This window comes from Nocardia sp. NPDC127606, assembly GCF_042671725.1.
Taxonomy (GTDB): domain Bacteria; phylum Actinomycetota; class Actinomycetes; order Mycobacteriales; family Mycobacteriaceae; genus Nocardia.
Window position 1 is genome coordinate 1,569,198 of record NZ_JBHXWQ010000001.1, and the last position, 24,932, is coordinate 1,594,129.

14 protein-coding genes and 3 pseudogenes are annotated in these 24,932 nt (G+C 64.0%); 4 read left to right on the top strand and 13 right to left on the bottom strand.

What is annotated here, in order from left to right; genetic code table 11:
- Nucleotides 1-2 precede the first annotated feature (2 nt).
- Genes ACFVJ5_RS07425 through ACFVJ5_RS07445 form a run of 5 tightly spaced genes read right to left on the bottom strand, consistent with a single transcriptional unit; the run spans nucleotide 3 to nucleotide 5,127 of the window.
- Entirely contained in the window at nucleotides 3-932 is a 930-nt protein-coding gene (locus ACFVJ5_RS07425; protein WP_379219031.1) for a glycosyltransferase family 2 protein, read from the bottom strand.
- Complete coding sequence (locus ACFVJ5_RS07430; protein WP_379219032.1) at nucleotides 929-2,128, bottom strand: arylsulfotransferase family protein; 1,200 nt, start codon at nucleotides 2,126-2,128, stop codon at nucleotides 929-931. The genes ACFVJ5_RS07425 and ACFVJ5_RS07430 overlap by 4 nt, the downstream gene beginning before the upstream one ends.
- Nucleotides 2,128-2,895 carry a creatininase family protein gene (locus tag ACFVJ5_RS07435; RefSeq protein ID WP_379219033.1) on the bottom strand — a complete coding sequence of 256 codons (768 nt, stop codon included), beginning with the start codon at nucleotides 2,893-2,895 and terminating at the stop codon, nucleotides 2,128-2,130. The genes ACFVJ5_RS07430 and ACFVJ5_RS07435 overlap by 1 nt, the downstream gene beginning before the upstream one ends.
- A 46-nt stretch (nucleotides 2,896-2,941) precedes the next feature.
- Complete coding sequence (locus tag ACFVJ5_RS07440; protein WP_379219034.1) at nucleotides 2,942-3,916, bottom strand: hypothetical protein; 975 nt, start codon at nucleotides 3,914-3,916, stop codon at nucleotides 2,942-2,944.
- An 11-nt stretch (nucleotides 3,917-3,927) separates the two neighbouring features.
- Nucleotides 3,928-5,127 (bottom strand): radical SAM/SPASM domain-containing protein, encoded by a 1,200-nt coding sequence (locus ACFVJ5_RS07445; RefSeq protein ID WP_379219035.1) that lies wholly within the window; start codon nucleotides 5,125-5,127, stop codon nucleotides 3,928-3,930.
- Nucleotides 5,128-5,329: 202 nt separating this feature from the next.
- Between ACFVJ5_RS07445 and ACFVJ5_RS07450 the strand changes: the two genes are divergently transcribed.
- Nucleotides 5,330-6,835, top strand: coding sequence for a peptide deformylase (locus tag ACFVJ5_RS07450; protein ID WP_379219036.1), 1,506 nt, complete (start codon nucleotides 5,330-5,332; stop codon nucleotides 6,833-6,835).
- A gap of 405 nt (nucleotides 6,836-7,240) precedes the next feature.
- Here ACFVJ5_RS07450 and ACFVJ5_RS07455 read toward each other — a convergent pair whose 3' ends face one another.
- The 5 genes and pseudogenes from ACFVJ5_RS07455 to ACFVJ5_RS07475 all read right to left on the bottom strand — a co-directional run.
- Entirely contained in the window at nucleotides 7,241-8,164 is a 924-nt protein-coding gene (locus ACFVJ5_RS07455) for a hypothetical protein (protein WP_379219037.1), read from the bottom strand.
- An 11-nt stretch (nucleotides 8,165-8,175) separates the two neighbouring features.
- Nucleotides 8,176-8,568 (bottom strand): hypothetical protein, encoded by a 393-nt coding sequence (locus ACFVJ5_RS07460; RefSeq protein ID WP_379219038.1) that lies wholly within the window; start codon nucleotides 8,566-8,568, stop codon nucleotides 8,176-8,178.
- Between the two features lie 169 nt (nucleotides 8,569-8,737).
- Nucleotides 8,738-11,443 carry a CHAT domain-containing protein gene (locus tag ACFVJ5_RS07465; RefSeq protein WP_379219039.1) on the bottom strand — a complete coding sequence of 902 codons (2,706 nt, stop codon included), beginning with the start codon at nucleotides 11,441-11,443 and terminating at the stop codon, nucleotides 8,738-8,740.
- Between the two features lie 202 nt (nucleotides 11,444-11,645).
- Nucleotides 11,646-11,915 carry a hypothetical protein gene (locus tag ACFVJ5_RS07470; RefSeq protein WP_379219818.1) on the bottom strand — a complete coding sequence of 90 codons (270 nt, stop codon included), beginning with the start codon at nucleotides 11,913-11,915 and terminating at the stop codon, nucleotides 11,646-11,648.
- A pseudogene (locus ACFVJ5_RS07475) lies at nucleotides 11,878-11,992 on the bottom strand (alcohol dehydrogenase); the annotation flags it as partial. The gene ACFVJ5_RS07470 and the pseudogene ACFVJ5_RS07475, both read right to left, overlap by 38 nt.
- Before the next feature lie 81 nt (nucleotides 11,993-12,073).
- Between ACFVJ5_RS07475 and ACFVJ5_RS07480 the strand changes: the two are divergent.
- Nucleotides 12,074-12,256, top strand: a pseudogene (locus ACFVJ5_RS07480) (TetR family transcriptional regulator); the annotation flags it as partial.
- A 196-nt stretch (nucleotides 12,257-12,452) separates the two neighbouring features.
- Here the strand turns inward: ACFVJ5_RS07480 and ACFVJ5_RS07485 are convergent.
- Nucleotides 12,453-12,839 (bottom strand): nuclear transport factor 2 family protein, encoded by a 387-nt coding sequence (locus ACFVJ5_RS07485; RefSeq protein WP_379219040.1) that lies wholly within the window; start codon nucleotides 12,837-12,839, stop codon nucleotides 12,453-12,455.
- Nucleotides 12,840-13,088: 249 nt separating this feature from the next.
- Between ACFVJ5_RS07485 and ACFVJ5_RS07490 the strand changes: the two genes are divergently transcribed.
- Nucleotides 13,089-13,634, top strand: a complete 546-nt coding sequence (locus tag ACFVJ5_RS07490) for a TetR/AcrR family transcriptional regulator (RefSeq protein ID WP_379219041.1) — start codon at nucleotides 13,089-13,091, stop codon at nucleotides 13,632-13,634.
- 56 nt (nucleotides 13,635-13,690) lie between these two features.
- Nucleotides 13,691-13,933, top strand: a complete 243-nt coding sequence (locus ACFVJ5_RS07495; RefSeq protein WP_379219797.1) for a transposase — start codon at nucleotides 13,691-13,693, stop codon at nucleotides 13,931-13,933.
- A 499-nt stretch (nucleotides 13,934-14,432) separates the two neighbouring features.
- On the opposite strand, the pseudogene ACFVJ5_RS07500 reads toward ACFVJ5_RS07495, so the two are convergent.
- Nucleotides 14,433-15,326: pseudogene (locus tag ACFVJ5_RS07500) on the bottom strand (IS5 family transposase).
- 167 nt (nucleotides 15,327-15,493) lie between these two features.
- Nucleotides 15,494-24,868 carry a neuraminidase-like domain-containing protein gene (locus ACFVJ5_RS07505; protein ID WP_379219042.1) on the bottom strand — a complete coding sequence of 3,125 codons (9,375 nt, stop codon included), beginning with the start codon at nucleotides 24,866-24,868 and terminating at the stop codon, nucleotides 15,494-15,496.
- Between the last annotated feature and the right edge of the window lie 64 nt (nucleotides 24,869-24,932).

The window sequence follows — 24,932 nt, forward strand, 5'->3', positions numbered from 1 at the left end:
GGCTACCTGACCTTGGTTGGTTGACGGCGAGATGGATGATGATCGGGCAGAAGCGAATCCAGGACCGTGTGGTCGGCGGGTTCTCCCTTGGCGAAGCTGGGGTGCAGTGTTCGCACGGCCGACTCGTAGATGTGGGCCGGGACCTGGCGGCGGTGTTCGATGAGCCGGTCGAGGCGGGCGTCGAACTCGGTGAACCAGGCGCGGTAATCGAGGACCTGCGGATCGGCGCTCGCCCACGTGCCGAACACGTGTCGGCGGGCGAGGGTGAACGGGGTCGGGCTCGACACGTAGGCCGCCGAGACCGCGCCGCGGCACTGCGGCACCTGGTGATAGACGCTGGTGGTCTCACCGAGATAGGCGAACCGGTAGCCCAGACGCCGGTGCAAGCTCAGCGACAGGTCCCAGTCCTCGCAGTGGGTCATCGACTCGGAGAACCGGGCTGCGGTGTCGGTGAAGTTGCGGCACACGAGCGACCCGGTGTGAATGTAGTTGGCGGTCAACAGGAATCGGCTGTCGAACTCGTAGTTCTTGCGTGGGAGCCAGCGGGTGTTGCGGGGAGTGGTTTCTATCCATCGGGAACTGACGAGCGCGCCTCCGTAGACAGCGTCGGCGGTGCCGCGGTCCAGCACTGTGTGTGCGGCGCGCAGGTGTCGGGGGAACACGAGGTCGTCATCGTCGAGGAACGTGACGTATTCGCCGTTCGCTGCGGCCAATCCGGTGTTGCGGGCGGCTGAGACGCCGTGGTGATCTGTCTCGATCAGGCGGATCGGCAATGCGGCGCGCCAGTTGTCGGTGACCGGGCGGGCGGGCACAGTTGCGCCGTCGTCGACGACGATGACTTCGAAGTCGGTGAATTCCTGGCGCATGAGGCTGCGCAGTGCCCGATGTAGGGCCCCGGGCCGGTTGAAGGTGGGGATGATGACGCTGATCATGGTGTCGTCCTCGCGGGGTCGAGTAGTTCGCAGCGCAATAGCTGCCGGGCCAATCGGGTGGCCGGGCTGTCTGGCCGTCCGACGACCGAAGCGGCGACCTCGGCGGTGACCGCCGCCATCCGGTAGAACTGGGCGCGCTCACCCGCCACAGTCAGGGTTCGCACGGCCCAGGTGGTGTGACCATCACGGGTCACCTCGAATGCCTGACCGGCTTGGGCGTCGCTGATGACGATGTTGCCGTTCGCGACTGGTTCGGCGCCCCCGGCCAAGGCACAGAACAGCTTCCGTGGTGGGACGGCGAGGTGTTGCCACCCGATCGCATGGTTGACCGGGTCGACCTCGAGGACACGGGAGTATCCGCGGCGTTGGCCGTTGTCGAACACCAGCAGGTGACCGTCGGGAAGCATCGTCGGCTGATGCTGGCCCGACAATTGACCGGGCCCCCACCACCAACGCACCTTGTTGGCGGACAGGTCCACGACCGCGATGCAGTCCAGCTCGCGCATCGACACCAGCACATCACTCTCGCCCCACAACCCGGCCGGATCAGCCCGCAGCACCTCGATGGTGTTGGCGTGCAGGAGATCCGCCGGAGAACCCGGCACCTCACGCAGGAGCCTGGATGCGTCGCGGCCCGGGCACACGGAACCGGCGCAGGCGAGGTCGCGAAAGATCGCCAGGGTCGCGTGGTGGTGCGGTGACCGGCGGCGGCGGTCGATATGGCTGGTGATCAGCGCGGACAGCACCCGGTCGCCCATCAGCAGGTCGAACAACGAGTGGGTCGCGGAGAGCGTGCCGGTCTCGTCGAGGACAGTGATCGAATTGTCGAGCACGACGAACGGGTGGCCGGGCAGGTCGAGGAGTCGGGGTTCTTCGGTGAGGACGAAGATCTGGCCGGAGTCGGTGACGTCGAGGTCGTGATGTACCGGCAGCTCGGCCCGCCAGATCAGCGAGGAGTCCGGTGCCAGCTTCACCAGCGAGTGCAGCGGCACCGTGGCGTACAGGCTGCCGTCGGCGCCGAGCTCGACGTGGTTCCAGCCGCGCAGGTACCCGGGTGGTTGCGTCGCGGGATCGGGTTGATCGAGTCCGCTGCTCCAGGCGTGGACGATTTGCGCGTCGCGGTTGATCAGGCACGCCACCGGCCGTGGATACGTGGCAGACGGCGAGAACAGGAAATGCGTTGTCTCGGTTCCCATCATCGCCTCGCCGAGTCGATGCCGAACTCGAGCCGCACCGCCGCCGTCATTTCACGGGCGACCTGCTCGGCGACGCGGGCGCCGATGTCGACGCTGGCTTTGTGGGCGGTATAGACGATCCCCGAGGAGGTCGCCGCATCCTCAGGCAAGGGGAACACGTCGTAACCGAACCGGCGCGCCCCCGCCACCACCGGATCGGTGTCGACGAGGTCGGGACGGGTTGTGTCGGGGGCGATGTGCATGGTCAGGCTGGATTCGACCATTCCCGCGTGGTGGTCGTCGCTGCGAGCGACGCCGGTTTCCTCGGCGAGGGCGTTGCGGAATGTTTCGCCGACGACGTCCCACCAGTGCACGATCATGATCCGGCTCTGGGGGTGGGCGGCTGTCACGATGCGGGCGGCTTCGCACAGGAAGCTGAGGTTGTCGATGGCGGAGTTGACGATGACGAGTTGTCGCACACCGTGTTCGGCCAGGGCGGTCAGGATGTCGGCGATGAGGTGGGTGAAGGTCGTGCCGCTGACGGCGATGACGCCGGGGAAGGCTCCGCCGAGGCGTTGGGGTGGGGTGGCGACGCCGTAGCCGATCGTCGGGGCGATCAGTGCGTCGATGTCGGCGGCCAGGCGGCGGGCGAAGTAGTCGCTGATCATCGTGTCCGCGCCCAGCGGTAGGTGGGGGCCGTGGGGCTCGACGGCTCCGATCGGCACGATCGCGCAACCTCGGTGTGTGTGGGCGTCGAAGTCGGGCCAGGTCATGTCGGCGAGCAGCATCGTGAATCTCCTTGGTACGCAAGAGCGAATATCGGGGCGTTCGGTGTCAGGCGTCGGTCCAGCCGAGGCTGGGCACGACCGAGGGCCGCAGGTGCTCGGCTAGGCGCAAGTTGAGGAAGTCCTCTTTGTTCGCGCACCCGAAGGCGGCTTCACAAGGAGCCCAGGTGTTCTCGCGGAGCTGGAGCTCGAAGCCGGGGTCGAGGATGTTGCCGTAGCGGTGCTTGCCGAGGGTCGCGTAGCGCGAGCAGCGGTAGACGTCGCCGTGGATGTCGATGAAGACGTAGTCGGCGCCGGCTCGGCATGCCCGGTGTTGGGGCGAGGTCAGCCCGACCAGGGCGGCTTTGGTGAGTTCGGTATCGCCGCCGCAGGTTGCGATCGCGCCGAGAACGTCACCGCCGCTGCGCATGGCGGGTACTGCGGCGGTGGCATCAATGTTGGCTGAGTTGTCGGAGTGTACTGAGGGGTCGTAGCCGAGGTCGACGTTGAATCGGAGTCCGGCGTCGACGGCGGAGGTTTTGACGCGGGCGATCGTGGTGGTGTCGTGGTCGGCGAACAGCAGAGTGTTCACGACGACGAAGCAGCCGTAGGTGTCCTGGGCGAACGCGGCGGCGGCGATGAACTTCTCGAGGCTCATTTGGCCTTCGTGCCAGGTCAGCCACAGCGAGAGCTTGCCGAGGTTGGCGTGTGGTTGCAGGGTCGGTAGACGCCGTTGCAGGAGCGAGGCGTTCGAGAGCAGTTCGACGAACCGCACGCCGGGTTGGCGGGTGAGCCAGGCGGCGCGGTCGAGGAATACCGGTGAGGCGAAAGGTTCGCCGAGGGTGCCGAGGCGGACATCGACCGGGAACGCGCGGGTGCCGATCCAGTCGACGACCGCCGCGAAAGTGTCGCGATCCTCGTCGGCACGCCAGTCGTGTCGGTTGCTTTTCGCCCAGTCGCCGGTCGAGACGCAGTAGGTGCAGCCGAAATTGCACAGTCGTTGTGCGGCGACGTACCAGATCCGCACCGGACGTTGAGTGTTCATCGTCTGCCCCGTCATCCGAAGGTGGCGATCGGTCGGAAGTCGCGGCAGGCGAAGTCGAGTGTCTGGTTGTGGCAACGCCGGCACACGAAGTCGTCCGCGGCGACAGCGACGCCGAAGACCTTGCGGCGCGCGGTGATCGCGGCGTCGCTGGTCATCAGGTCGTGGATCGAGCCGTCGCGGATGTTGGCGAACCGTTCACGCTGGTAGTAGTCGTTGCAGCACAGGAACAGATCGCCACCGACGCTGAAGCTGGCGTGATGAACCGGATACCCACACCCGGTGAGCGGCCCATCGATCAGCAGGTTCTGTGCGAACTCCCCGCCCACATCACCGGCCCGATCGCACATCAGATTCGCTGTGACCTCCGCGCCGAGCGGGACGTAGCGGCGCCTCACCCCGTCGAGATTGAGGGCCAGGCGCTCGCCGACCCCGTTGACACCGATCTGCACTGGGAGCCCTGCAGCCAGTGCGGCTTCCACGTTCCGTGTGCTACTGGCATAGCTGCGGGAACCGGTCAGATCGGCGAACTCGGTCGGGTCGACGCTGGGCAGGTTGACCACCAGGGTGCGCAGCACCCCGGAGCGGCGCAGGGTCTCGATCTTGTCTCGGGTGAGCGCGGAGGCGTTGGTGTAGAGCGCCAGCGGCATCCCATGCCGGGTCAATACCTTGATGCGATCGGCGAAGTAGCGGTCGAGGGTGGGTTCGTTGAAGAACTGGAATGTCACATAGTCGATCGAGCCGTGCTCGACCAGCTTGACCATGATCTCGGTGAATACGTCCATCGGCATGGTCTGGCGTGGTTTGGGATCCACGGCCACCGGGCAGCTTCGGCATCCCCAGTTGCAGTGGGCGGTGACTTCGATCTCGCCGGACACCAGCCGGTAGTCCCGACACAGGTCCTCCGGTGGTTGAATCCATTGCCGCGTTGTGGCTTCGGTGACCAGCCCCGCACCGAACCGCCGAGCAAGGTTGGCGGACGCCTGGGGTTGGCGGGCGCAGGCGACCAGCAGTTCGAGCATCCGTGGGTCGGTGTGCCAGTCGATGTTGCGATCCAGGCCGACGATCCCGAAAACAGCACCGTGTGTGGGTGTCTCGCTGTGGGGGTAGGTCGGGCCGAATGTGTCGGAAAAGTAGCTCACCGGCGACGGGGCGCCGGGGTCGATGCGAGTCAGATACGGCGAGGTCTGTACCAGGGTGGAAAGTTGTGTCATGTGGGCGCACCTGTCTGGTTGTGCTGCGCGAGACTGTCCGTTCCGACACCGGCATGGCTGCCTGTCACCAGCGCAGCGGACTTGATCGCTGGGTCGAATCGGTGTCCAATTTCCCCACGGGTGCAGGGTGTTTCGACAGAGTGGGCTCATACTCACGGGGTACTCACGCACACGCACACCCCACGAACAGGAGCGCGCGACAGTGACCCCGGCCGGAACCTCGCCCGCCAATGAACCTGCGGGGACGCAGGTCAATGCCTTCGCGCTCGAATTGCGCCGCTGGCGCGATGTTCGTGGATTGTCGCGCCGGGCGTTGGCGACCAAACTGGGCTACAGCCGCCCCTACGTGTCCAAGATCGAATCCGGCACGGAGAAGCCCTCGGCGGGGTTCGCGGCAAGTGCCGAATCGACCCTGCAAGCCGGCGGTGCACTGCGGGCCGCGTTCGCCGAGTTCACCGCTGCCCGACCAAGCACCGTCCGCGCGCCCGTCGCTGTCGAACCGGGCGACTCGACGGGGTCACTCGTGGTCGACCACGACGATGCGAGTTTGTCCTTCGACGGACAGACCTACCGCCTGCGCCAGCGGCGACGGCTGATCAACGGCGGGTCCGAACCCATCACCCGCTACCTGATCAGGATCTCGGTGGATCGTTACCCCGGCGACCCCGAACGATCCAACCAGCTCTACCAGGAAAATCCCCTGACCTGGGGCGAGATCGATTTGCACGCCTGGTACGGCGAAACCCGCACCGAACCCATGACCTGGACGGCCCACCACGACCGCGACGCGTTCAAGGAAATCTGGTTGATGTTCAGCGAACCCGATGGGGGCCGCCACTTCCCGCTCTACCCCGGCCAGGCGTGTTGGATCGACTACGAATACACCGTCTCGGCGACCCACTGGGGCAACTGGTTCCAGCGCGCGGTCCGGCTGCCGACCAACCGCCTCTCGGTTCGATTGGACTTCCCTGCCGCGCTCGAACCCGCCGTCTGGGGCCTGCAGACGTCGATGACCGCCGAAGGACAGCCGTTCCGCACGCCCATCTCCCACCAGACCGACCAAGGACGACACATCTACTCCTGGACCACCGACAACCCGCCACTGCACGCCCGCTACCGCCTCGAATGGGACTTCCGCGGGCACAACGACGATGAACGCACCCCACCGAGCAAAGTGATGGCAGGCCTGGGGATCGCGCAGGAAGGCGACGAGATCCTGCGCGAGGTCGCCCGCCCCTTCGATCTACCCGCCGAGGCCGAAGACGCCCGCCGCGTCATCGCCGAACTCAACTCGGCTGCACGGCGAGTCGCCCAAGCCCACGTGTTCGGCAAAGGGATGGGCATCGCCGCACCACAGATCGGCATCAGCAGGGCCGCAGCGATCATCCGAACCCCGCACGGGGACACCATCACCCTGTTCAACCCGCGCATCGTGGAAACCGGCGGCGGCGAAGACGACCAATACGAAGGATGCTTGAGCTTCTTCGACCTACGCGGGCAAGTACCACGCCCGTTGACGATCCACGTCGAACATACCGACATCGACGGCAACACCCGCATCACCGTGTTCGAGCGTGGAGTCGCACGCCTGGTCGCGCACGAAGTCGACCACCTGCACGGTTTGCTCTACCTCGACCACATGAAGCATGGCATGGAGCCCATTTCCGTCGAGCAGTACAGAGGCACTGGCACGAACTGGGCATATTGATCAGCCTGATGTCAGCGTCAAGGCTGGTGTGCACCCCCGGATCCAGCGCCGCTCGATCCCGCCGAAGAATCCCGCAACCAGGAGCACCAACACTGGCAACCACCGCATGCCCGGCCTCTTCCAGCTCGGAAACGGCAGACCAGAGAAACCTATGATGTCTTGATGCCACCCCACATGCCTGAACGCGGCCAGAAAACGGGCTGATCGCCGATACACTGGGCGCGTTCGGGTATCGAACTCCCCGCCCATCCCTGTGCCCACAAACGGCACAGTGACGTAAACCGCGTTTGGGGATTCAGATTCGGCCGCTGACGTACTCTTCCCTCAAAATCCAACGATTACTCCGGTCGATACCACACGTAATCACAGTGCGGGGCAGTGCAACCAAACATCATCAATCGGGTTTCAGTCGGGTGGAGTGAACTCTGGATCTGGCCGATCGGAACCGCGTTCGAGGTACTTGGTGAGCCTCTCACCGTCGCCACGTTCCGCAGCGGGATTCTCGGGCAAAGGCCACCGCAGTTGTCTATAAAGTGTGACGCGGTACAACTCGACTGTGGCTTCAACCAGATCCGCGAAGACCTCGGCCCTAGCGGGAACCCACCATACAACAGCGCTGACAGGAACCACCAACCCGAGCAGTGCCCACCATGTCAAAGGTACGAACACGATGAACAACGTGCCCCAAATTGCGACTGCCACAGACGCGTCCAACGATGCACGGGCGCTAGCCAGCTCCTGGCGGACCGTTTCAGGCAACAATATCCACACCCGTGGCCAGATCAGCACCACATCCAGCCCAAACCGGTGACGCGGTCGCGTCTCAGCAGCCCGAAGGATGTTGCCGATCCGAGTAGGCAAGAGCTCGCTGTCCCGCACGGGCCGGTGTCGACGGCGACGCTCTAAACGGGCAATTTCCGCAAGCTGTGCGGCCGCTGGCTCACCTTCAGCGATCTCTCCGTGTAACCGTTGCCAGTTCTTGCCATCGTTGATCTTCCCCCGCAGGGCGTGACCGCGGCGGTACTCGGTGAGTCGGCTCATGCAACGGGGCCAATAGCCCTCCAAGAGACGCAACGCTGGAGTGGTCAAACGCTGCACAAGAATCGTTGACGCCGCCCCGACCACCAGGGCACCGATGAGCGCAGCGAGTTGGGCGACCAACTGCTGCCGGTTCAACCAATCAGTAATCTGGACGAGGCGCGTCCACCCTGGCCCAGCATACGCCCAGGAGATCACTGCACCCGCCCAGAACACCACTGCCGGAGCGGCGAGGCCAGCCCACCGGTCCGCCAGCTTTCCCGCAGTCGCCTTCCAGAACTCGTCAAACATCAATCGGCCTCTTACGTCAGACGCAGTGCGCCATGCGTTGGACAGAGCGGGACCGCCGCACCCACCTCCGGTCGATACCACACGTAATCGCCGTGCGGGCAGGTAAACTTATCCGCCCCAACCGGCAGGGCGTCTCCAGGTAAACCGCTGCTTCGCGTCGTCGATCCCGCCAGGACCTGGGGCGGGCGAAATTCCGGGAAATCCTCGCGAACCCTTTCCAGGAACACGCGTGTGCCCTCGTGGGACTCAAAAATCATACGTAGTTGATACTCCCGATGTTCGCCGCGATGGGGATCGGACAGCAATTCGCACAAGGCGGCATCGAGATCTGGCGCTTCGGGACCGACGAGTTCATCTAGATAGGAGCGCACGGAACGTGCTGCCTCCCATAGAGCTTCGTCCATCGGATCCTCCGGCACATCGAAATTGGCGGCAGTGGATATGGCGCTGATCCCTTGCAGAACGGTTAACGCACAAGCTAGTGGCAGTTGTCATGAGTGCCAACCACTTGGGGCCCACACACTCTACTCCCGGGTACAGACAAACGTTGTCATCTATTCTCCTGTCTTGCGATTAGGGTCCGGTGTGAGTATAGGGAGCCCAGAGATGGGGGCGGGGGCGGTTGAGGGCACGCAGATTGCGAATGGCGTGATGGAGGACGACGGCGGCGGTGTCGACAGTGGTTGGCGCGTTCAGAGTGGTGTAAAACCGTTTGGTCAGCCAGGCGGTATCGGTGTCGGAGATTGTCCAAAGGGAGGCAATGACGTGGCGGTAGCCTGCAAGTTGGCAGCCGGCAGCGAGGTGGATGGGTTCGTCCAGCACCTTGGTCCCGGAGTGTGCAGTGGCGCACGCGGACAGGAATGCCAACTCAGCGTGTGGTTTACGGGTTTGAGTCAGGTCAGTCATCGTCAGTGGCCGGTCAGCCAGCAAGAGATGGCTTGCAGAAGGGTTGGTGTTGTCACTTCGAGCATGGCAGGCAAAGTGCACCCACGCATGGTCGGATAGGTGAGCGGTGACGTTGGCGTAGGTGGCAGAGATGGTATTGGGCAGACCCAGCACAGTCACACGAGTCCCCCACAGCTGTTGCAGGTGTTTCGCCTCGTCGGCAGCGCCCGGTAGATCTGCTTGGCCGGGAGTGTGCGGCATCGCCACGACCAAAACCTTCGGTTGTGGGTCGGCGGCTTTGGAACGGCGTGCGTGGATAAGGGCGCGCAAGGTAGGGACGGTGGAGGAAACGACCCGATCAATAACCGCGTCGGGACGCTGCGCGAAGGACTGGTGGCGACCGGCGGCATGGATAGGCAGTAGAGACAGTGCCCCGGCAGGGCACCACCAGACGCGTGGCCAAGGGCTATCATCTCGCGGTGTGCTGGTATAGCCAAGGTCGTCGAGGACCGGGCTGGTGATGTGGTCGCCGAGCCAAATCAGCACGCTGGTCATCGCCTCGACGGCGGCCTTGCGCGCCGACGATGAGACATTGGAGTCGTGAGCCAGGGCAAGCGCGTCAGAGAAGCGGTTGACCTGCTCTATGACGGCGTCGTCGCTCACCCCTGGCAGAGGTAGCACCTTCACGCCGCCGTCGGTGGTGAGGATCAGGGCATCCGATCGCAACGGCGCCACGTTGAGCAACACGACTGGCCCATTTTCAGCGGCGGGCAGGAGCTCCGCAAGCCGACGTGGCGCCAGGAATCGCTCGAAACCGGACCGCGACCGGATCTCCGTCAGGACGTGTCCGAATTCTGCTGCAGCGTTCTTACGAATATCCGCGTCTACACCAGCGGCGGCCGTCGAGTCGATGTCAGCAGGCGCGGATAAGCGGGTGTCAGGCCGGTCGAGTATGTCGCGGCAGCGAACGAATTGGGCAGCAAGAGCTGGGTAGGCGCGTCGGAGACTGCTCAAGTCCGAACGGGCATCAAGAACTTGGGAGAACAATACGGCCCTACTGTGCTCGAACACCTCCACCGCCCGATCAGGCTGACCGGCCTGCAGGCATGCGGCAGTCGCCTCTGAGGCAAGCCAGGCAAACCTGCTCAACTGGAACTCTTGGTCTGCGCGCCCGAGCTCTCGGGGTGCGGCCAAACCCATCAACTCCACGGCGGCGCTGAACCCCTGAACGGCCTGATCCCAGAATTGCGCGGCCGCCGCTATCCGACCCCACTCACGCGCTGCCAACACTCGGTCGGCGACTGGTGCCGAGATTACCCCGGTTGCCTCCCGAAACAGCTTCAACGTCTGTTCCCGATCTGCTGGCCTGCTGGTGCGCTCGAACCGAGTCGCGAACGCTTTCCCGAGGTTGAGTAGGTACCTGACTCGGGCAGGGTGATCGTGCCCGGTGGCGGCGATTGCCTGGACGGTGAGGTCTATTGCGCGGTCCAAATCAGCGAGGCTTCCGGTGTGCTCATATCGGGACTGAAGGACAGACCCGAGATTAGATAGAAGCGCGGCCCGTTTTCCATCTTGGACTGCGGCAGTCGCCAAAGCATGCTCGGTGAGGTCTATTGCGCGGTCCAAATCAGCGAGGCTTCCGGTGTGCTCATATCGAGACTGAAGCGCAGACCCGAGGTTGGCAATGGCCAGATTGGGGTCTGCGGCATCCGGCGGGGTGATGGTCAGCACATGCTCGTAAATGTCGATTGCTTGCTCCAGGTCGGCGATATCACCGGTGCGACCGAAGCGGTTAGCTAGGTCGCATGCGATGTTCACGAAAAACGTTGGCAGGCTCGGGTGACCGTACGGCGTGATGTTCAATGCCTGCCAAAGAAGATCGATGGCCCTGTCCAAGTCTGCGGCACTACCGGTGTGGTCGTAACGGTGTCCTAGCACCCGGCCGAGAGCGAAGAGGGACCACCCTCGCTCAGGATGATCGGGGGCGGTGGCAGCCAGTCCCTGTTCAAGTACGAAGAGCGCCCGCTCAAGCGCGGCCGCACTGCCCGTGCGCTCAAACCAGAACGTAAGCGCCCCTCCGAGCAGAGATACGTTCCAGGATCGATTCGGATGATTGAGCGGTGTAACGGCCACCATGTGCTCATACACGTTGATTAACCGCATTTCGTCCACCATGCTGCCAGTGCATGAAGACCTGGCCTGGAGCGCGAGCCCGAGGAGATTCAAATAGTCCGGGAGCAACGCACTCGACGTATCGAGTCCATCGACCGCACGTTGCGAAACAGCCACCGCCTCATCGAGTTTCGTCGCATCACAGGTCGCAAGCCCCATTTTAAGAGACTCCAGGCCTTTTGCGAAAAGGGCGCGTGATCTTCTGTTACGGAAGTAGCTCATCGCACCGCCACCAACTTCTAGGAGGAAACACGACCGTTGGGTTTCATGATTCAAGCAGTCTACTTGAATTGACAGCAGTCGGCACTGCAGCGCCGGTAGCCTGCGGGCAATCAAAGGTCGATATGTTGTCGCAATTGTTTGCTGGTCTCAGCACCATTTCGATTTGTGGGATAGTGCGCGCTTGCAGCAGGCAACAACAGACTCACCCCGCTCCCTTCACGCCAAGTACGCTCACGGTAACGCTGGTTCCCGAATCGCCGTCAGGAATTCGTCGACCGCCCTTGGTGCCCAGATCCGACGGCCCGATGACCGCAGCCCGATCCCGTGCCAGTTCGGGCAAGGTGTCGGCGGTGTGCCACAGCCCAGGCTGCTCGTAGGCGCCCGGCTCGGCGAACGGGATGTCGGCGAACAGCACCGGCGGTTGCAGGGCCGCGCCGCGGTGCCCGCCAGCAGCAGCGCTCCCAAATTGCACAGATTGCGCAGACCGGCTTGACAGGAGCCACACTTGCCGCAGGAGGGGATGAACGAGAGCGCGACGTGATCACTGACCTCCGGATCCGTTACGTCAGAGCCCATCAGTTGCCAGGCCCGACCGTCCCGAATCCTGTGTGCCTGAGCGATCATGACCAGGTGCGAACTCATGGATGGTCCGGCGACTTCCCGGCCGACGACGCCGAGGCCGTCACCCGGATCCTGCGCACGGCCGGGGAGATCCAGGACGCCGGCGAACACGACTTGACGATCCTGTGCGTCGCCGAACACCTCGGTGTGACCCGCCAGACCGTCTACCGGTATTTCACCGGCACCGATTCACTGTTGCAAGCTGGCGCCAACGACGCGGCAAGCGAGCCTTCGGCCGAATCGGTGTGTGCCGAGTTCAACTGGGTGGTCTCACCGGCCGCCATGGGCTTGGTTCGGCAGTTGATGACCGGACGATCTCGGCCTGCCCGCGAGCGCCTGACCCTACGGGCAGGTCGACTCGGCGCGGGGGCCGTCTCGCGACGGACGTTCAGCGGATCTGGGTGGCTTGTGACCACACCACCTGCCAGCGGCCGTCGAGGAGTTCGTAGAGGTCGGTATGCCAGTAGCGGGCCTGTGGCAGCGGGTGCCCGCCGAAGATCACCTCGAGGTCGGCTTGATAGCGGAGGCACGCCGCGTCGGCGTGGAGCCGCACGCTGATCGGTCCCGGTTCCCAGACCAGGTAATCGATGTGGCCGTCGCTGACGGCGCTGAGGTACTCATCCCTGTTCAGGGCCGCGCCGATCGGGGTGATGAGCTGGAACTCGGTGCCGTGGTGGATCGCTGCTGCGGCGACGTCGGCCTCGACGAGCGCTGCAAGCCTGCTGCGCTCGGTAGCGCGGATGAGCTCTTCGGTGGTGGCTGTGTTGTCGGGCATGGGATTTCCTTTGTCGTGATGCGTGAGCGTCGCGGGTGCGGGCCTGGTCAGGGGTGCCGATGCCCCAGTCGATCAGGACCGGGCGGTGGCACGGAATGTCTGCGCCGCCGGTCCCAGGGACGTACGGCCAACCACCGCACGTTTAGACATATTTACTTCTGATGTCTATCAGTGCAAATTGACACAATCTGTCCATACTGTCATCGTGGGCGGGTGGGTGCTGAGCTGAAGGTCGACGAGATCCTGGATGTGGCGCTGGAGGTTTTTTGCCGCTACGGGTTCCGCAAGACGGCGATGAAGGACATCGCCGAGGCCTCGGGAGTCTCGCGGGCGGCGCTGTATCTGCACTTCGACGGCAAGGAGGCGCTGTTTCGCGCGGGGTCCCAGCGCGCGCACGCGCTGGTGCTGGAACATGTCGACGCCGCGCTCGACGCCGACGGCCCGGTCATCGACCGGATCGACGATGCGATGAACGCCTTCCTGCAAGGACTGATGGCGCAGATCAGCGCCAGCCCGCACGGCAAGGAACTCTTCGAGTCGGACCTGGCGCTCTCGGGAGAGGTCACCCGAGCAGCACGAGAACATCTGGTACAGCGCATCAGCGCCGCCCTCGACGATGCCGCGGCCACCGGGGAAATCGACTTGTCATCGATCGGAGCGAGCTCGACGGAGATCGCCGCTTTGGCCCTGACCACGGTGGAGGGCATCAAGACTGTCCACGGCGGAGGGCAGTCGCTCGCCGCAGGTAGTTCGCTGTTCATGCGCATCCTCGGCGCAGCGGTGAACCGACCATAGGTTCACACCCGCCATGCCGACCAGATACCCGAAACGCAGGCAGTGCCCGCAAGTCCATCCGAGAACATGGTCGTGGTCGACCACGGCGGGAAAGCAGTGAACGCCGCTGCATTCTCGAGCCACCCAGGCATGCTCGACAGTTCGACAAGTCTCACCGTAAAGTCCGTGCCCGTGTCGAGCATGCCTTCGCCCGGATGAAGACCTGGAAGGTCCTGCGCGATTGCCACTTACGTGGTGACGGGGTGGGTGTCGCGATGGCTGGGGTGGCGACTCTGGCCAACCTCGCCCACGCCTATTGATTCCTGGCCGGTGGGCGTCTCGCCGTCACCAACTCAGACTTGCGGGACAACCCTTAGCGTCGGATTAGCACTCCCTACCGGTGGTCATTGCGCTAGTTGCGGACTGAGTCGCGAACGGTGCAGGATTCACTCGGCTGGCACCCGAAAACTGGGTTCGCCGTGACCCGCGATCGACAGATAGCTCAATCGCGGCTCGGCAATCGAGCAGGTAACACAGCTCCATCGTCCGAGTGTCGGTAGACGTACCCTCTGGCGGAGTACACCGTCTTTTCGTTGATGAACCGCGCTAATGTGGTAGTCCCCGCGTTTAACTGAATCCAGGCGGCCCGCACGGACGTGCTCTACCGGGTAGCCAGTCTCGACCATGGGCTCGATGGCGGACATGACGAGGCCGATTTTCCGCGTCAGCGCAAACGTAATACCCCATGCTGTCGCGAATCCGAGCCATTCCCACGGCTCGCCGTCCTGGCCAGCTACTAGGTCATGTCTCCCAATAGCTTCAACCATTCGACCGTGAGGGCATGACGATTCCTGCCCGGTACGTGCAGGCCAGCTTGTCATAACGAGTCGCGACACCACGCCAGTGTTTGGCCTTGTTGAATGCCCGTTCGACCACGTTGCGCCCCTTGTAGGCATCGGAGTCGAACCCGGGCGGGCGTCCACCGGCACGTCCGCGGCGTTTCCGGTTGGCGACCTGATCAGACCGTTGCGGGATCACCGCCGCGATCCGCCTGCTTCGCAACAGTTCTCGATTCGACACTGAAGAATACGCCTTATCGGCCAGGACCCGATCAGGGTTGCGTCGCGGCGGGCCACCAACCAGCTTCGGTACCGCGATCGCGTCGAGCACCGAGCGCATCATCGAGCAATCTCCGGCCTGGCCCGCGGTGATCAACACCGCCAAACCGCGTCCGTTGCCGTCGGTGGCCAGATTGGCTTTGGTAGTCAGCCCGCCCCGGGACCGGCCTATCCGTGATCAACCGGCTCATAACTCACCATCCGGGACGACGAGAGCCCCGCCACCACGTCGAGTGTTGGCGCCGTGTTGATGAACCCGCACGATCGTCGAATCGACCGAGACCATCCAATCGAGGTTGCGGGTCGCGTCCGCCAACGCGGTCAACGCGACCAGCATCCGATCCCAGGTGCCGTCCTCGGCATAACGGCGGTGACGTTTCCATACCGTCTGCCACAGACCGAACACCTCGGGCAGGTCCCGCCACGGCATCCCCGTCCGCAACCGGAACAACATTCCCTCCACGACCAGGCGGTTGTTGGAGAAGTTACGGCCCACGCGGCCATCGGATTTCGGTAACAGCAGCTCGAGCAGTTCCCACTGGTTGTCCGTTAGAACCTGATGCCGATCACCGGCAGTCGCCGCCACGGCGAACATGATGCCCGACCCGACGACATATCGGACCAGAACCGAAAACCCGATTGGGAGACATCACCTAGGAGCCGAACATGGTCACTCGTTCGGGGTGGGCGAGGCCTCGATCAGGGCCACGATGTGTCACGAATTTCGTGAGGGCTCAACTGGGCTGACATGCTCTGCTCCGATCAGGCGAGTGTGTAGTTGACGATGAGGAACAGTTCGCTGATTTCGTCGTCCGGTAGTGATTTGAAGTCCGCGGCGCCGGTCTTGCGCACTTTCATGGTCCAGCCGGTCAGCGTGGCCTCGTTTCCTGTGAGGTCGTTCGCTGCACGGTGCAGGCCTTGGTAGGTTGCGGGGCTGGGTTCGGGCGCAAGATTGACCAACTCGGCCGTGCCGAGAGCCGGCAGCACTACGTCGTAGGTGTCGCTGCTGTGTTTCATGAGCGCGGCTACTTCGACGCCGTGGATCTTCTTTGCGGTGAACATGCGCGTGTAGTAGGGCAATCGGTCGGCGAGGTCGCCGAGCTCGAGTGTCTGCTCGTCGCTTTGGTTGGCCGGGTGTAGGAACCGGTAGAACTCGTTGGGGAACTCTCGCTTGAGGTCGAGCACCCGGTACAGGCCCTGCCTGCCGTCGGCGAGGGCGGTGGTGGACAGCGCCGTGTCGAGGTCTTCGAGCGCCGCTTTGCGTAGGATGGCGCCGCCCTCGCGTGCGGTGTACTGCAGGTGGATCACCACATCCGAGATCGTGCCCGGATCGAATTGCGGCAGTTGGGTGTTGAGCTCTAGCCGCCAGGAGCTGATCGCTCCGGCGCCTTCGAACGGCAGGTAGCGTGGGTCGTCGAACCGTAGCTCGAACATGCCGGTGTCGTTGACGCCGGAACTGCTCGCGATGGACTGCACCGCGGCCAGACCGTCACGGAACCGGGTGTCTCCGGCCGGGTCACGCGGGTATTTGCCGGCCGACAGGGTGGCGTCTTTGCGCAGGCTGTCCCCGACAAGGGTGAGGGTGCAGCCGACGGTGCCGTAGGGGCCGACCACACAAGGCACCGACAGCGACACCGCCTTGAGCCGCCGGAAGTAGTGGCCGGGGTGGTCGAGATCGAACGCGGCTTCGGGGATGTCGAGGAAGCACGCACCGTTGCGTTTGAGTTGCAGCAGCGCGATCGGATCCAGTTGGGCCAGTGAGACGTGTTTGGTGAGTTCGTATTCGCGTTTGTTGTGCTCGAGGTAGGCGGCTTCGAGTCGGCGCAGGTCGTGGGAGAGCCGTTCACCGGAGAGCAGTCCCTTGCGCAGGCTGTCCCAGTAGCCGTAGCGGATGTAGTCGGAGTCGGTGATGCCGAGCTCGTAGCGGAAGCACCGTTCCGCTCGTTTGGCCAGGTCATAGGCCAGCTGGTAGCTCTGGAAGTAGACGGTAGACAGTTGGTCGACCATCCAGTCGTACAGTTCTTCGTTGGTGTACTTGGTGTGCAGGAATTCGTCCTCGACGGTGGTGGTGGCGCGCTGTTTGTCGTGGTGGCGCAGTTCCTGCTCGGCGATGGTGTGGCGGATCTGGGCTGTGAGGATCTGCTTGTCGACCTCGGGCAGTTCCGTTGCGGCCAGGGCTGCTTGGTATCGCCAGTCCTGTTTCCGGCGCGCGTGCCCTGCCAGGACGCCCGCGAGCGCGGCTCCTTTGTCCGCGGCGGTTGCCAACGATCGCAGCTTGGCTGCCGCCATCTCCGCGGAGTTTCCGATCGTGTTACCGCCCGTGCTCGCGATCACAGTTGGTGACCCGCCGAATCCGGCGGCGCCGGATTGGAACGACGGGATCAGCTTGAGACCGCCTGAGAGCATGTAGCCGACAGCGACCACGGCCTCCAACTCCAGCGACATGATCGATAGCCCGAGGGCGGTTGTTTCTCCGGTGTTGAGTCCGTCGTCGGCGAGGCGCTGGTGGTGAGCTCGACGTAACTCGACGACCTCGCGAAGGTGTTGGGCGGCATCCCAGTTCGCTTGGGCCTCGCTGACCTGGCTCACGCGGACATCGCGCATTACGTCCAGCAGTGTGATCTCGTTGGCCGACCGCAACGCGGCGAGGGTTTCGGCGTCGCGCTTCTCGAGCGCCGACGTCATGGCTTGGCCCAGGTCGATCACTGCGGTGCAGGCCTGCTGTGCGCGCTGGAGCAGGGCGGTGAATCGGTAGGGCGGCATCGGTGCGCTGATGTCGGCGAGCGCTGCGCCCAAGTCCAGTCCTGCGGCGGTCGCTTTGACCAGCAGTGCCGGGTCGATCGGGGGTTCGAACAGGGGCAGTTGTCGTACGACGCCGGCGAGGTTCATGCAGTGCCTGAGTTTGAACAGTCGGTCGTCGACGGTGTCCCACAGGGTCAACAGCTTGTCGTTGGTGGGTATGCAGAAGTAGAGCACGTCCAATCGGGGTAGCTCCGGGCCCGACGGTGCCGGTCCGCCCGACCGGGGGACGGTGGGGAGGAGGTTTTCCACCGTTCGCAGCGTGTTGCCGAAGTCGTCGATGCCTTCGGCTTGCAGTTGATAGAAGGTGCGTACGGGGTTGGGGGTGTGGCGGGGCACGCTCTTGGGTCGTGGGCCCAGGACGGTGGCTGCCAGCACGTACAGTTGGGTTGCCTCGTTGGTCGACTCGATGGTGTCCTGTGCGAACAGGTGGTCGCCCCAGGCGATCAGTGTTTGGATGTATTTGATGAGCACGTTCTTTTGATAGGCGACGGTGCGCATCCGGGCGATCAAGTGTGGGTTGAACGGGTTGTTCCGCCACTCACGGACCTGCTTTCGTAGCTCGGCATCGTCTTTGGCGATGGCGAGCAGGATGTTCTCGATCTTCTGCTGGTAGTAGTCTGCCTTGGTCGTCTCATAGAACGGCTTGGTTATCCAGTACTTCTGCTGCGGGGTGTCCGGGTCCGGCGTCGCGTTATCGGTGCTGGTCGGGTCGAAGACATAGTGATACCACTGCAGTGCTTCCTCGAAACGCTGGTTCGCTGCCAGTTTTCCGGCGATGTACATCGGTGCGTGGAAGAACAATTCCCAGTTGTAGCAGGAGTAGGCGCCCTCGTAGCTGAAGTCGACCTCCTCGGTGGGCCACGGTTTCGGTACCGCAGCCTCGGGCCGGTATGCGCTGAAGTCGAACGGTGTCGGAGCTCCTGGCACGGTCGCTGGCTTGACCTGGATCTGTCTGTTCAACAGCCCTTTCAGACCCCACAGGTTCAGTTCCTTGATGAACAGTTCGATGAAGGGATGGTAATGCGGAAAGAACCGGAACCTGGAGATCCCGAAGGCGTTCAAGATGCCTAGCACGGGCGACCGGACCGAGGGAGTCACGCGGAAGGGAGACCAATAGGCGTAGTCGATGAAGTAGCTGCGGTTCGTGTCCCACGTAAAGAACGACCCGAAGATGGCGAATCCGGACGCATTCGAGTCGAGCACTGTGAACGTCTTGTTCGGTGCGATTTTACGTAGCGTCCGGATCGATAGTGCGTTGGAGTGCGCATTGAACACATCCAGTAGGAGACCGGAGGACTCCGCGCTGGAGGAATGCCAGAAGTACTGCGACGCGGTCTGGTGCCGGATGAGGTTGCCGTGGAACCGACTTTCCGGCGGAGAGTGGAGAAACTCTGATCCCCCGGGGGTTTGGGTGATCTGTGGGCCGAGCTTCTCAAATCCTCTCCAGGAATGCGGGGCGAGCGTGTCCGGGTGGGCGGTGACAAATAGCGGGGCTTTGATCTGTGGGTCTAGCCGCGTGCGGAATGTGATGTTTTCCAAATGGTCGCCGTCGGCATCGAAGAATGAAATCTCGGCCGCGTTGTCGGAGAGCACCGGAGGCGTCCAACCGCCATTCTTCAGTTCGCTCCAGAACAGCTGCACATCCCAATACCTATCAGGCGCAGAAACGGCCACACTGTCATTCGCCGACGGCGTCCGAAGCGTACTCGGCTCCTTGGCCTTGGCGATGAACTGCGGCCACAGCGCGTACAGGCGCCTGTTGTGTACGCCCAGCATCAGGTGGTCCGACTTGATTTCGAGCTTCATCGGCTGCCAGGCGGTCCACCTGCCGCGGTTGATCCTTCTGCGGTAGAAGTACTCCGCGCCGGTGCTGCTTCGGGTGCGCCCGACCACGTGCAGCGTCGAGTTGTCTTCACCGGTGTGTTCCTCGAACCTTGCGCGGATCTCGAGGTTGGCGACCTTGTCCAGCTTTGTCAGGTAGTTGCGGTAGGCGTCTTCGGCGACGTCGGCGGTGATGTCGTTTTGCTGCAGGTCGTGTTCGAGGTCGAGGAAGAACGGGGACTTCTCGTCGCGTAGTTCCGGCTCGATCCAGTTCTCCGGGTAGAGAAAGATCTTGCGGTTGGCCTCCCACAGCCGGTAGCGGCGCATCCACTGCCATTGCTTCCATTTCGGGTCGGTGACCGTGCTGGCGATGATGTCGACTTCCACGCCGAGCAGCACCCGCTGCACGAACTGCTGCACTGAGGCGGTGGCCTGCTTGAGCCGTGAGGTCATAGCGCACGCGCTCATTTGCACGTCGATGAGGTAGTAGCCATACAGTCCGTCGGCGTCGGTCCAGTTCTTGCCTTCGGCAGGGTCGGGGTGCGCGACAAGCCAGTCGACGAGCACCTCGCGACGGCGCTCGCGCAGCGCGTCGGCCACCGGCCGGTTGACCTCGAGCCACTGGGGCAGGTCGTAGCGGGCCTTGAGGGCTTGTTTGACCTGTTCGGCCACAGTCGGGGTCACTGGCATGGCGGCCCAGCCGACAGCTCGGCTGGCGGTTACCCCGAGCCGGCGCACCATCGCCATGCTGTCGGTGACGCGGCGCAGATTGTCGGCCTTGGCCAGCTGCTGCTTGACCTGGTCGGTCGTTGGCGACAGCCAGCCGAATGCGGTGGCCAGGCTGGTGAGATCGGCGGCGTCGGATGCCGTGAGCTTGCTCAACGCAGCGATCGTGTTCGCCGACGGCGAGCCGACATCCAGCAGCTCCTCGGCGAATTCGAGCACGGTCAAGTCCGAGGCGGGCAGTGAGGTGCGCCAGTCGAAGAACCAGTGCATGGCGCGCCATCGATCCAGCGGCACCGTCGACGCGGCGTCCACGCCGAGATCGGCACCACCGATCCATCCGAGTCCCTGTGCGTGGTCCTCGGCGAGCCACCAGGCCACCTCGGTCGGGTTCATCGCGAGCTTGGCCACGATCATGGCAGCCTTGTGTAGCAACCTCAGCGCACGGTAGTTGTCGGTGAACGTCGCTGCGTCGAGGGGATGGGTGTAGCGACCGTCGGGATCGGTCGCGACCAGTCGCGCGTCGTTGACGACGGTGGCCAGGTCGGTGCTCGCCCCGGGCAGGCGCAGCGCGGTGACCAGCTGGTCGGCCGAGGGCTGGGTCAGCCCGAGGAAGGCGGCGATGTGCTGGCGCACGGACAGGTCCTTGTGTGTGCGGACCAGGTAAGCTTCCAGCTTCGGTGCGATGAACCCAAAGCGGGCATCGATGCTGGCTTGGCGCTGTTCGGGAGTCTGATCGGTAGGCAGCGCGGCCAGGGCGGTGCGTGCGGCAGCGAGGTCGTCGAACATCTCACCGAAGTACCTGTCGATCAGTTCATCATGGTCGCCGTCTGATCCGGTCCAGCTCCCGTCCGCGAGCGCTTGTGCGGCACGCAGGTCGGTGTCGGCGGCCAAGGTCGGCAGCAGGCCGAGCTGGGCGGTCACATACGCGGTGTCGGGCTGGTCGTTCGTGCGCTTCAACCGGTCGCTGACCTGCGAAAGATCTTGTCGCAGCTGGGTCAGGAATGCCACGATGGCGCGGTCGTCGAGAGCGACACCGGAGTTGACGGTGAAATGGTGGGTCAGCACATAGTCCAGCTCGGCCACCGAGAACGGCGACGCAATCACGATGTCGGCCAGCTCGGCGAAACTGACCGCGGCAGCGGGTGAGGTGAAGGGGTCGATGCCGCCGATCCGTCGCAGTCGCAGAAAGTCAGCGATGCGCATGCCCAGACCTCGCGCCAGTGCGACAACGCGGTGTGTGTGGTTGAGCATGGCCAGGTCCAGTGGTGCATCCGGGTCAGGTGTGTGGTCGAGCACGATCGCGTCGAGGTCGGATTCGGTGATGCGCAGTCCGGCAAGCAAACCGGGGGCGTGCTCACCGATGGTGCCGGTCAACTCAGCGGCCGTCGCCGACATGGTGCCGGTGGCCTCGACGAGACGGTTGCGGAACAGCCGCTGATACACCGTCTGGACCGCGGTCCCGCCACCGCGACTGCGGTCGGTGTAGACGTGGTCATCGAACCCGGTGAAAACAGTGACCACCCTCGACCAGTCCAGGCCGGTGCGGTCCTGCAGTCGGCGCAGTGCGGCGATCTCACCCACGAGGGTGTCGTCGATGGCCCGCCCGGTGAGTAGCTGGTCCACCTCCCACATCGTCGACCCGAGGCGTCGCCACAGCCGTACGAAGCGGTGGATCCGGTGGAGCACCGCGGCGGTGAGCCCGCGCAGGGTGTACTGCGAGATATCGCAATTGGCCGCGTTCGGATCAGTGGAAGGCCGCACGAACACCGCCCTGTCGGGGTTGACGAAGCGCATGTCCAGCAGCTGCAACAGATCTCGATACGACAACCCGGTCCGGTGCAGCATGACCGGGACCTTGGCCAGAACTTCGAGCCAGGTGCCGGTAAAGGTGCGGGTCGGTGTGCTCGGGTCGGGCACGACGTTGCCGGTCCTGGCCAGTCCCCAGAACTCCCACGGTTGCCGACCTGTCAGGGAACCGGTCAATATCTGCAGTTCGACCGGCCCGATGCCCAGCCGGGCGCCGGCGATCTGTACGTCGGCCGGGGTGACCGTGCCGTCGGGTCTACGTTGTTGCAGCAGTTCGAACAGCCGCGCTTGCGGCACGCCGAGCTGGGCGAGGTAGCCGCGAGCCTGCTCGTTGGCCAAATCGAACGGCAGACGGAACGGAAACACCTCACCGGCCAATGTCGTGTACGCGCCCTGGTTGAGGTGTTCGGGGTTGGCGCGGACCTCGTCGGTGGACCCGGTGGTCTGGCGGGTGGCACGCAATCGGAGTTGGGTTCCGCGCCGGAACACGCTGTAGGAGTGTGCGTCGTCGCGGATCACCCAGCGTCGGTGGATATCCGGGGCGTACACGTGCGCGTCCGCGGCGATCTGGATGCCTTTGGCGCGCAGCTCCGTCAGTACCGCAGTGCTGATGGTTCCCTCGGCCAACTCGGATTCGATCGCGGCGTTGAGCCTGACAGTCGGTGGCTCGTCGACCGCGTCCTCGAGGATCTCGTTCACCAGATCGAGATAGGGCACCGCGGTATTGGTGTTGGCACAGCTCAACTCGATGTCGCCGAGATCGGGACGACGCTCGAGCAGGACCTCCCGCACGGTCTTTCCTTCGTTGACTCCGGAGCCGTGGGTGTCGCGGGCGCCGAGGAATCGCAGCACGTCGACGAAGTGCGAGGCTGGGCTGTACACCGATTGGCAGTCGATGCAGTCGCAGTAGTCCAGCGAACCGAACAGCGTCGCCAGATTCGGGAGCGTACGGATCTTCGCGGCAGCATCGGCATCGAGGGTGTGCTGGGGCAGTGCGGCGAGCTGTCGGCCGACGATCGCGAAGTTGTAGTCGCCGAACAGGGCCAGGGCGTGCGCGTAGGTCGTTTCGGCCTTGCGGTAGATGGTGCGCGCTTGCCGCGTGCTGATCGCGGCAACCCCACCCTGGTTCGGGACTTTGGCGACCGCCGCGACGAACTGGCCCTCGCCCATGAAATAGATCTTCTGCGCCGAGTCGATCCCTTCGCTCAGCAACGCATTCGTGGCGGTGAATGTCGGCCTGAGCTTGAACACGCGCTGCGCCGACGCCAGATCGGCGAGCAACCCGGGATCGACCTCGAGCGCCGCATCACCGGTGCTGGTGTCGAGGTAGTGGTCGATGCGATGCTTGTCCAGCATGAACTTTGGGTTGTCGTCGAGGAATCGGGCCACTCGATGCGACAATTGCGGCGCTGGTGTGTCCTCGCGCAGGATCTTCGCGGCCAGCGAGGCTGTCGGGTAGGCCCGCTCGAACTGTACGTCCAGGATCGCAGCGTAGGTTTCGCGCTTCTGTTGGGGTGTGTCGCCGTCGATGTTGGCCGGCACACCGACTGTGGTTCCGTCTGGCCGCTTTTGGTCGAAGACGGCGAACCAGTCCTGGGCGGAGTATTGGGCGAGTTGACGCTTGGTGAGGCGACCGCTGGTCAACTCGGGCAGCAGGGCTGCGACCATCGGCACATGGTTGCGAGTCAGCGATCCAACCTCGACCGACATCTTCACCGTGGCCACCGTCGAGGCGGGAAGCGACGGGTCCGCGCCGAGTTTGTTCCACAGCTCGGCGAGCGCGCCGGTGTGGGTAGAGATCGCGTCCAGGATCGTCTTCTGCTGTGTGGCAGGCACTTGCGCCGCGGCCAGCAATTCGCCGATGGTGCCCTTGCCGCCACCGATCGTGGTGTCGGCGGTGTAGCGCAACTTGATCTGGGCCAGGATCGCCTCGAGCCTGTCGATGTCGGCACCGAGACGAGCCGGCACCATGTTCTCGTCGACCGCCTTGGTCAGCAGCGCGCGATGCCGCTCGGTGGGCATGGTCGACAGGGCACGCAGCAGCGAGTCCTCTATCAACACGACCCGTTCTGGATGCGCGAAGTCGGTGAGTATCTGCTCGCTGAAGATCGATGGTTCGCCCTGGTGCAGGAACGCGAACACGGCGTCTGGGGGCAGAGGAGTCCGGTCGCGTGCGGTGCGGTCGGCCAGTCGCCAGCAGAACGTCCATACCCCGATGGCCAGCGCGGTGTAGCCGGTCTCTGCGACCAGGAAGCTGACGTCTTGGTGGTGTTGGTCCTCACGCAGATCCAGCGGGGACACACCATCCAACAAGGGGATCAGCACCGCGGTCTGGCGTTCCCACTCCGAGGGGCCGGTGTAGGCGACACCTGCGAGGCTGAGATCGATGTCGGCGTCTTGGGCTGCGTTGTGGAAGACCGGCGACCGGTACAGGGTTGTGCCCGCGGCGTCGCGCACGGTCAGTACGAGGTCGGCGGTGTTCTTTTCGGCTCGTTGGAACTGGCTGGGGGAGTAGCGGATCTCGTAGGTGCCGTCAGTGACCGAGCACTGGCCGAGTGGCTGCTCATGGCGCAGGTCACGGTCGACTGCGGAGACGGTCACGTTCGTCATCAGCGCACCGAATCGGTCGCGGACGGTGCCTTGTACCCGATAGTCGTGGCGGGGCGGTGTGTAGTCCACCCGCAGGTCGATGATGGTCTGCGGCTTGTGCTTGCGCACGGGGTTGCTCGTGCCGACCACTGTGCTGCCGACCGAAACCTGTATCGAAATCATGCGCACGTGTGAGCGCGGGTTGGCTGGATCGTCGGTAACTTGGATCTGATAGACGCCGTTGGCATCGGTGTTCGCCGCACCAAGGAGAATTTCCGCGCCCGGATCGTGCCGCCCGAACGGGCAACAGCGGCGGCGTCGCACGCCGACCGCATCGACGACTGCGTAGGCCAGCGGTGCGCCGTTGGCTACGGTGATTGTTCCGGTGACCACATATGAGACTGTCGGTATCGCTGGCATCGGACGTCCCTTTCGTGCTACCCCGTGTACTGCGGGT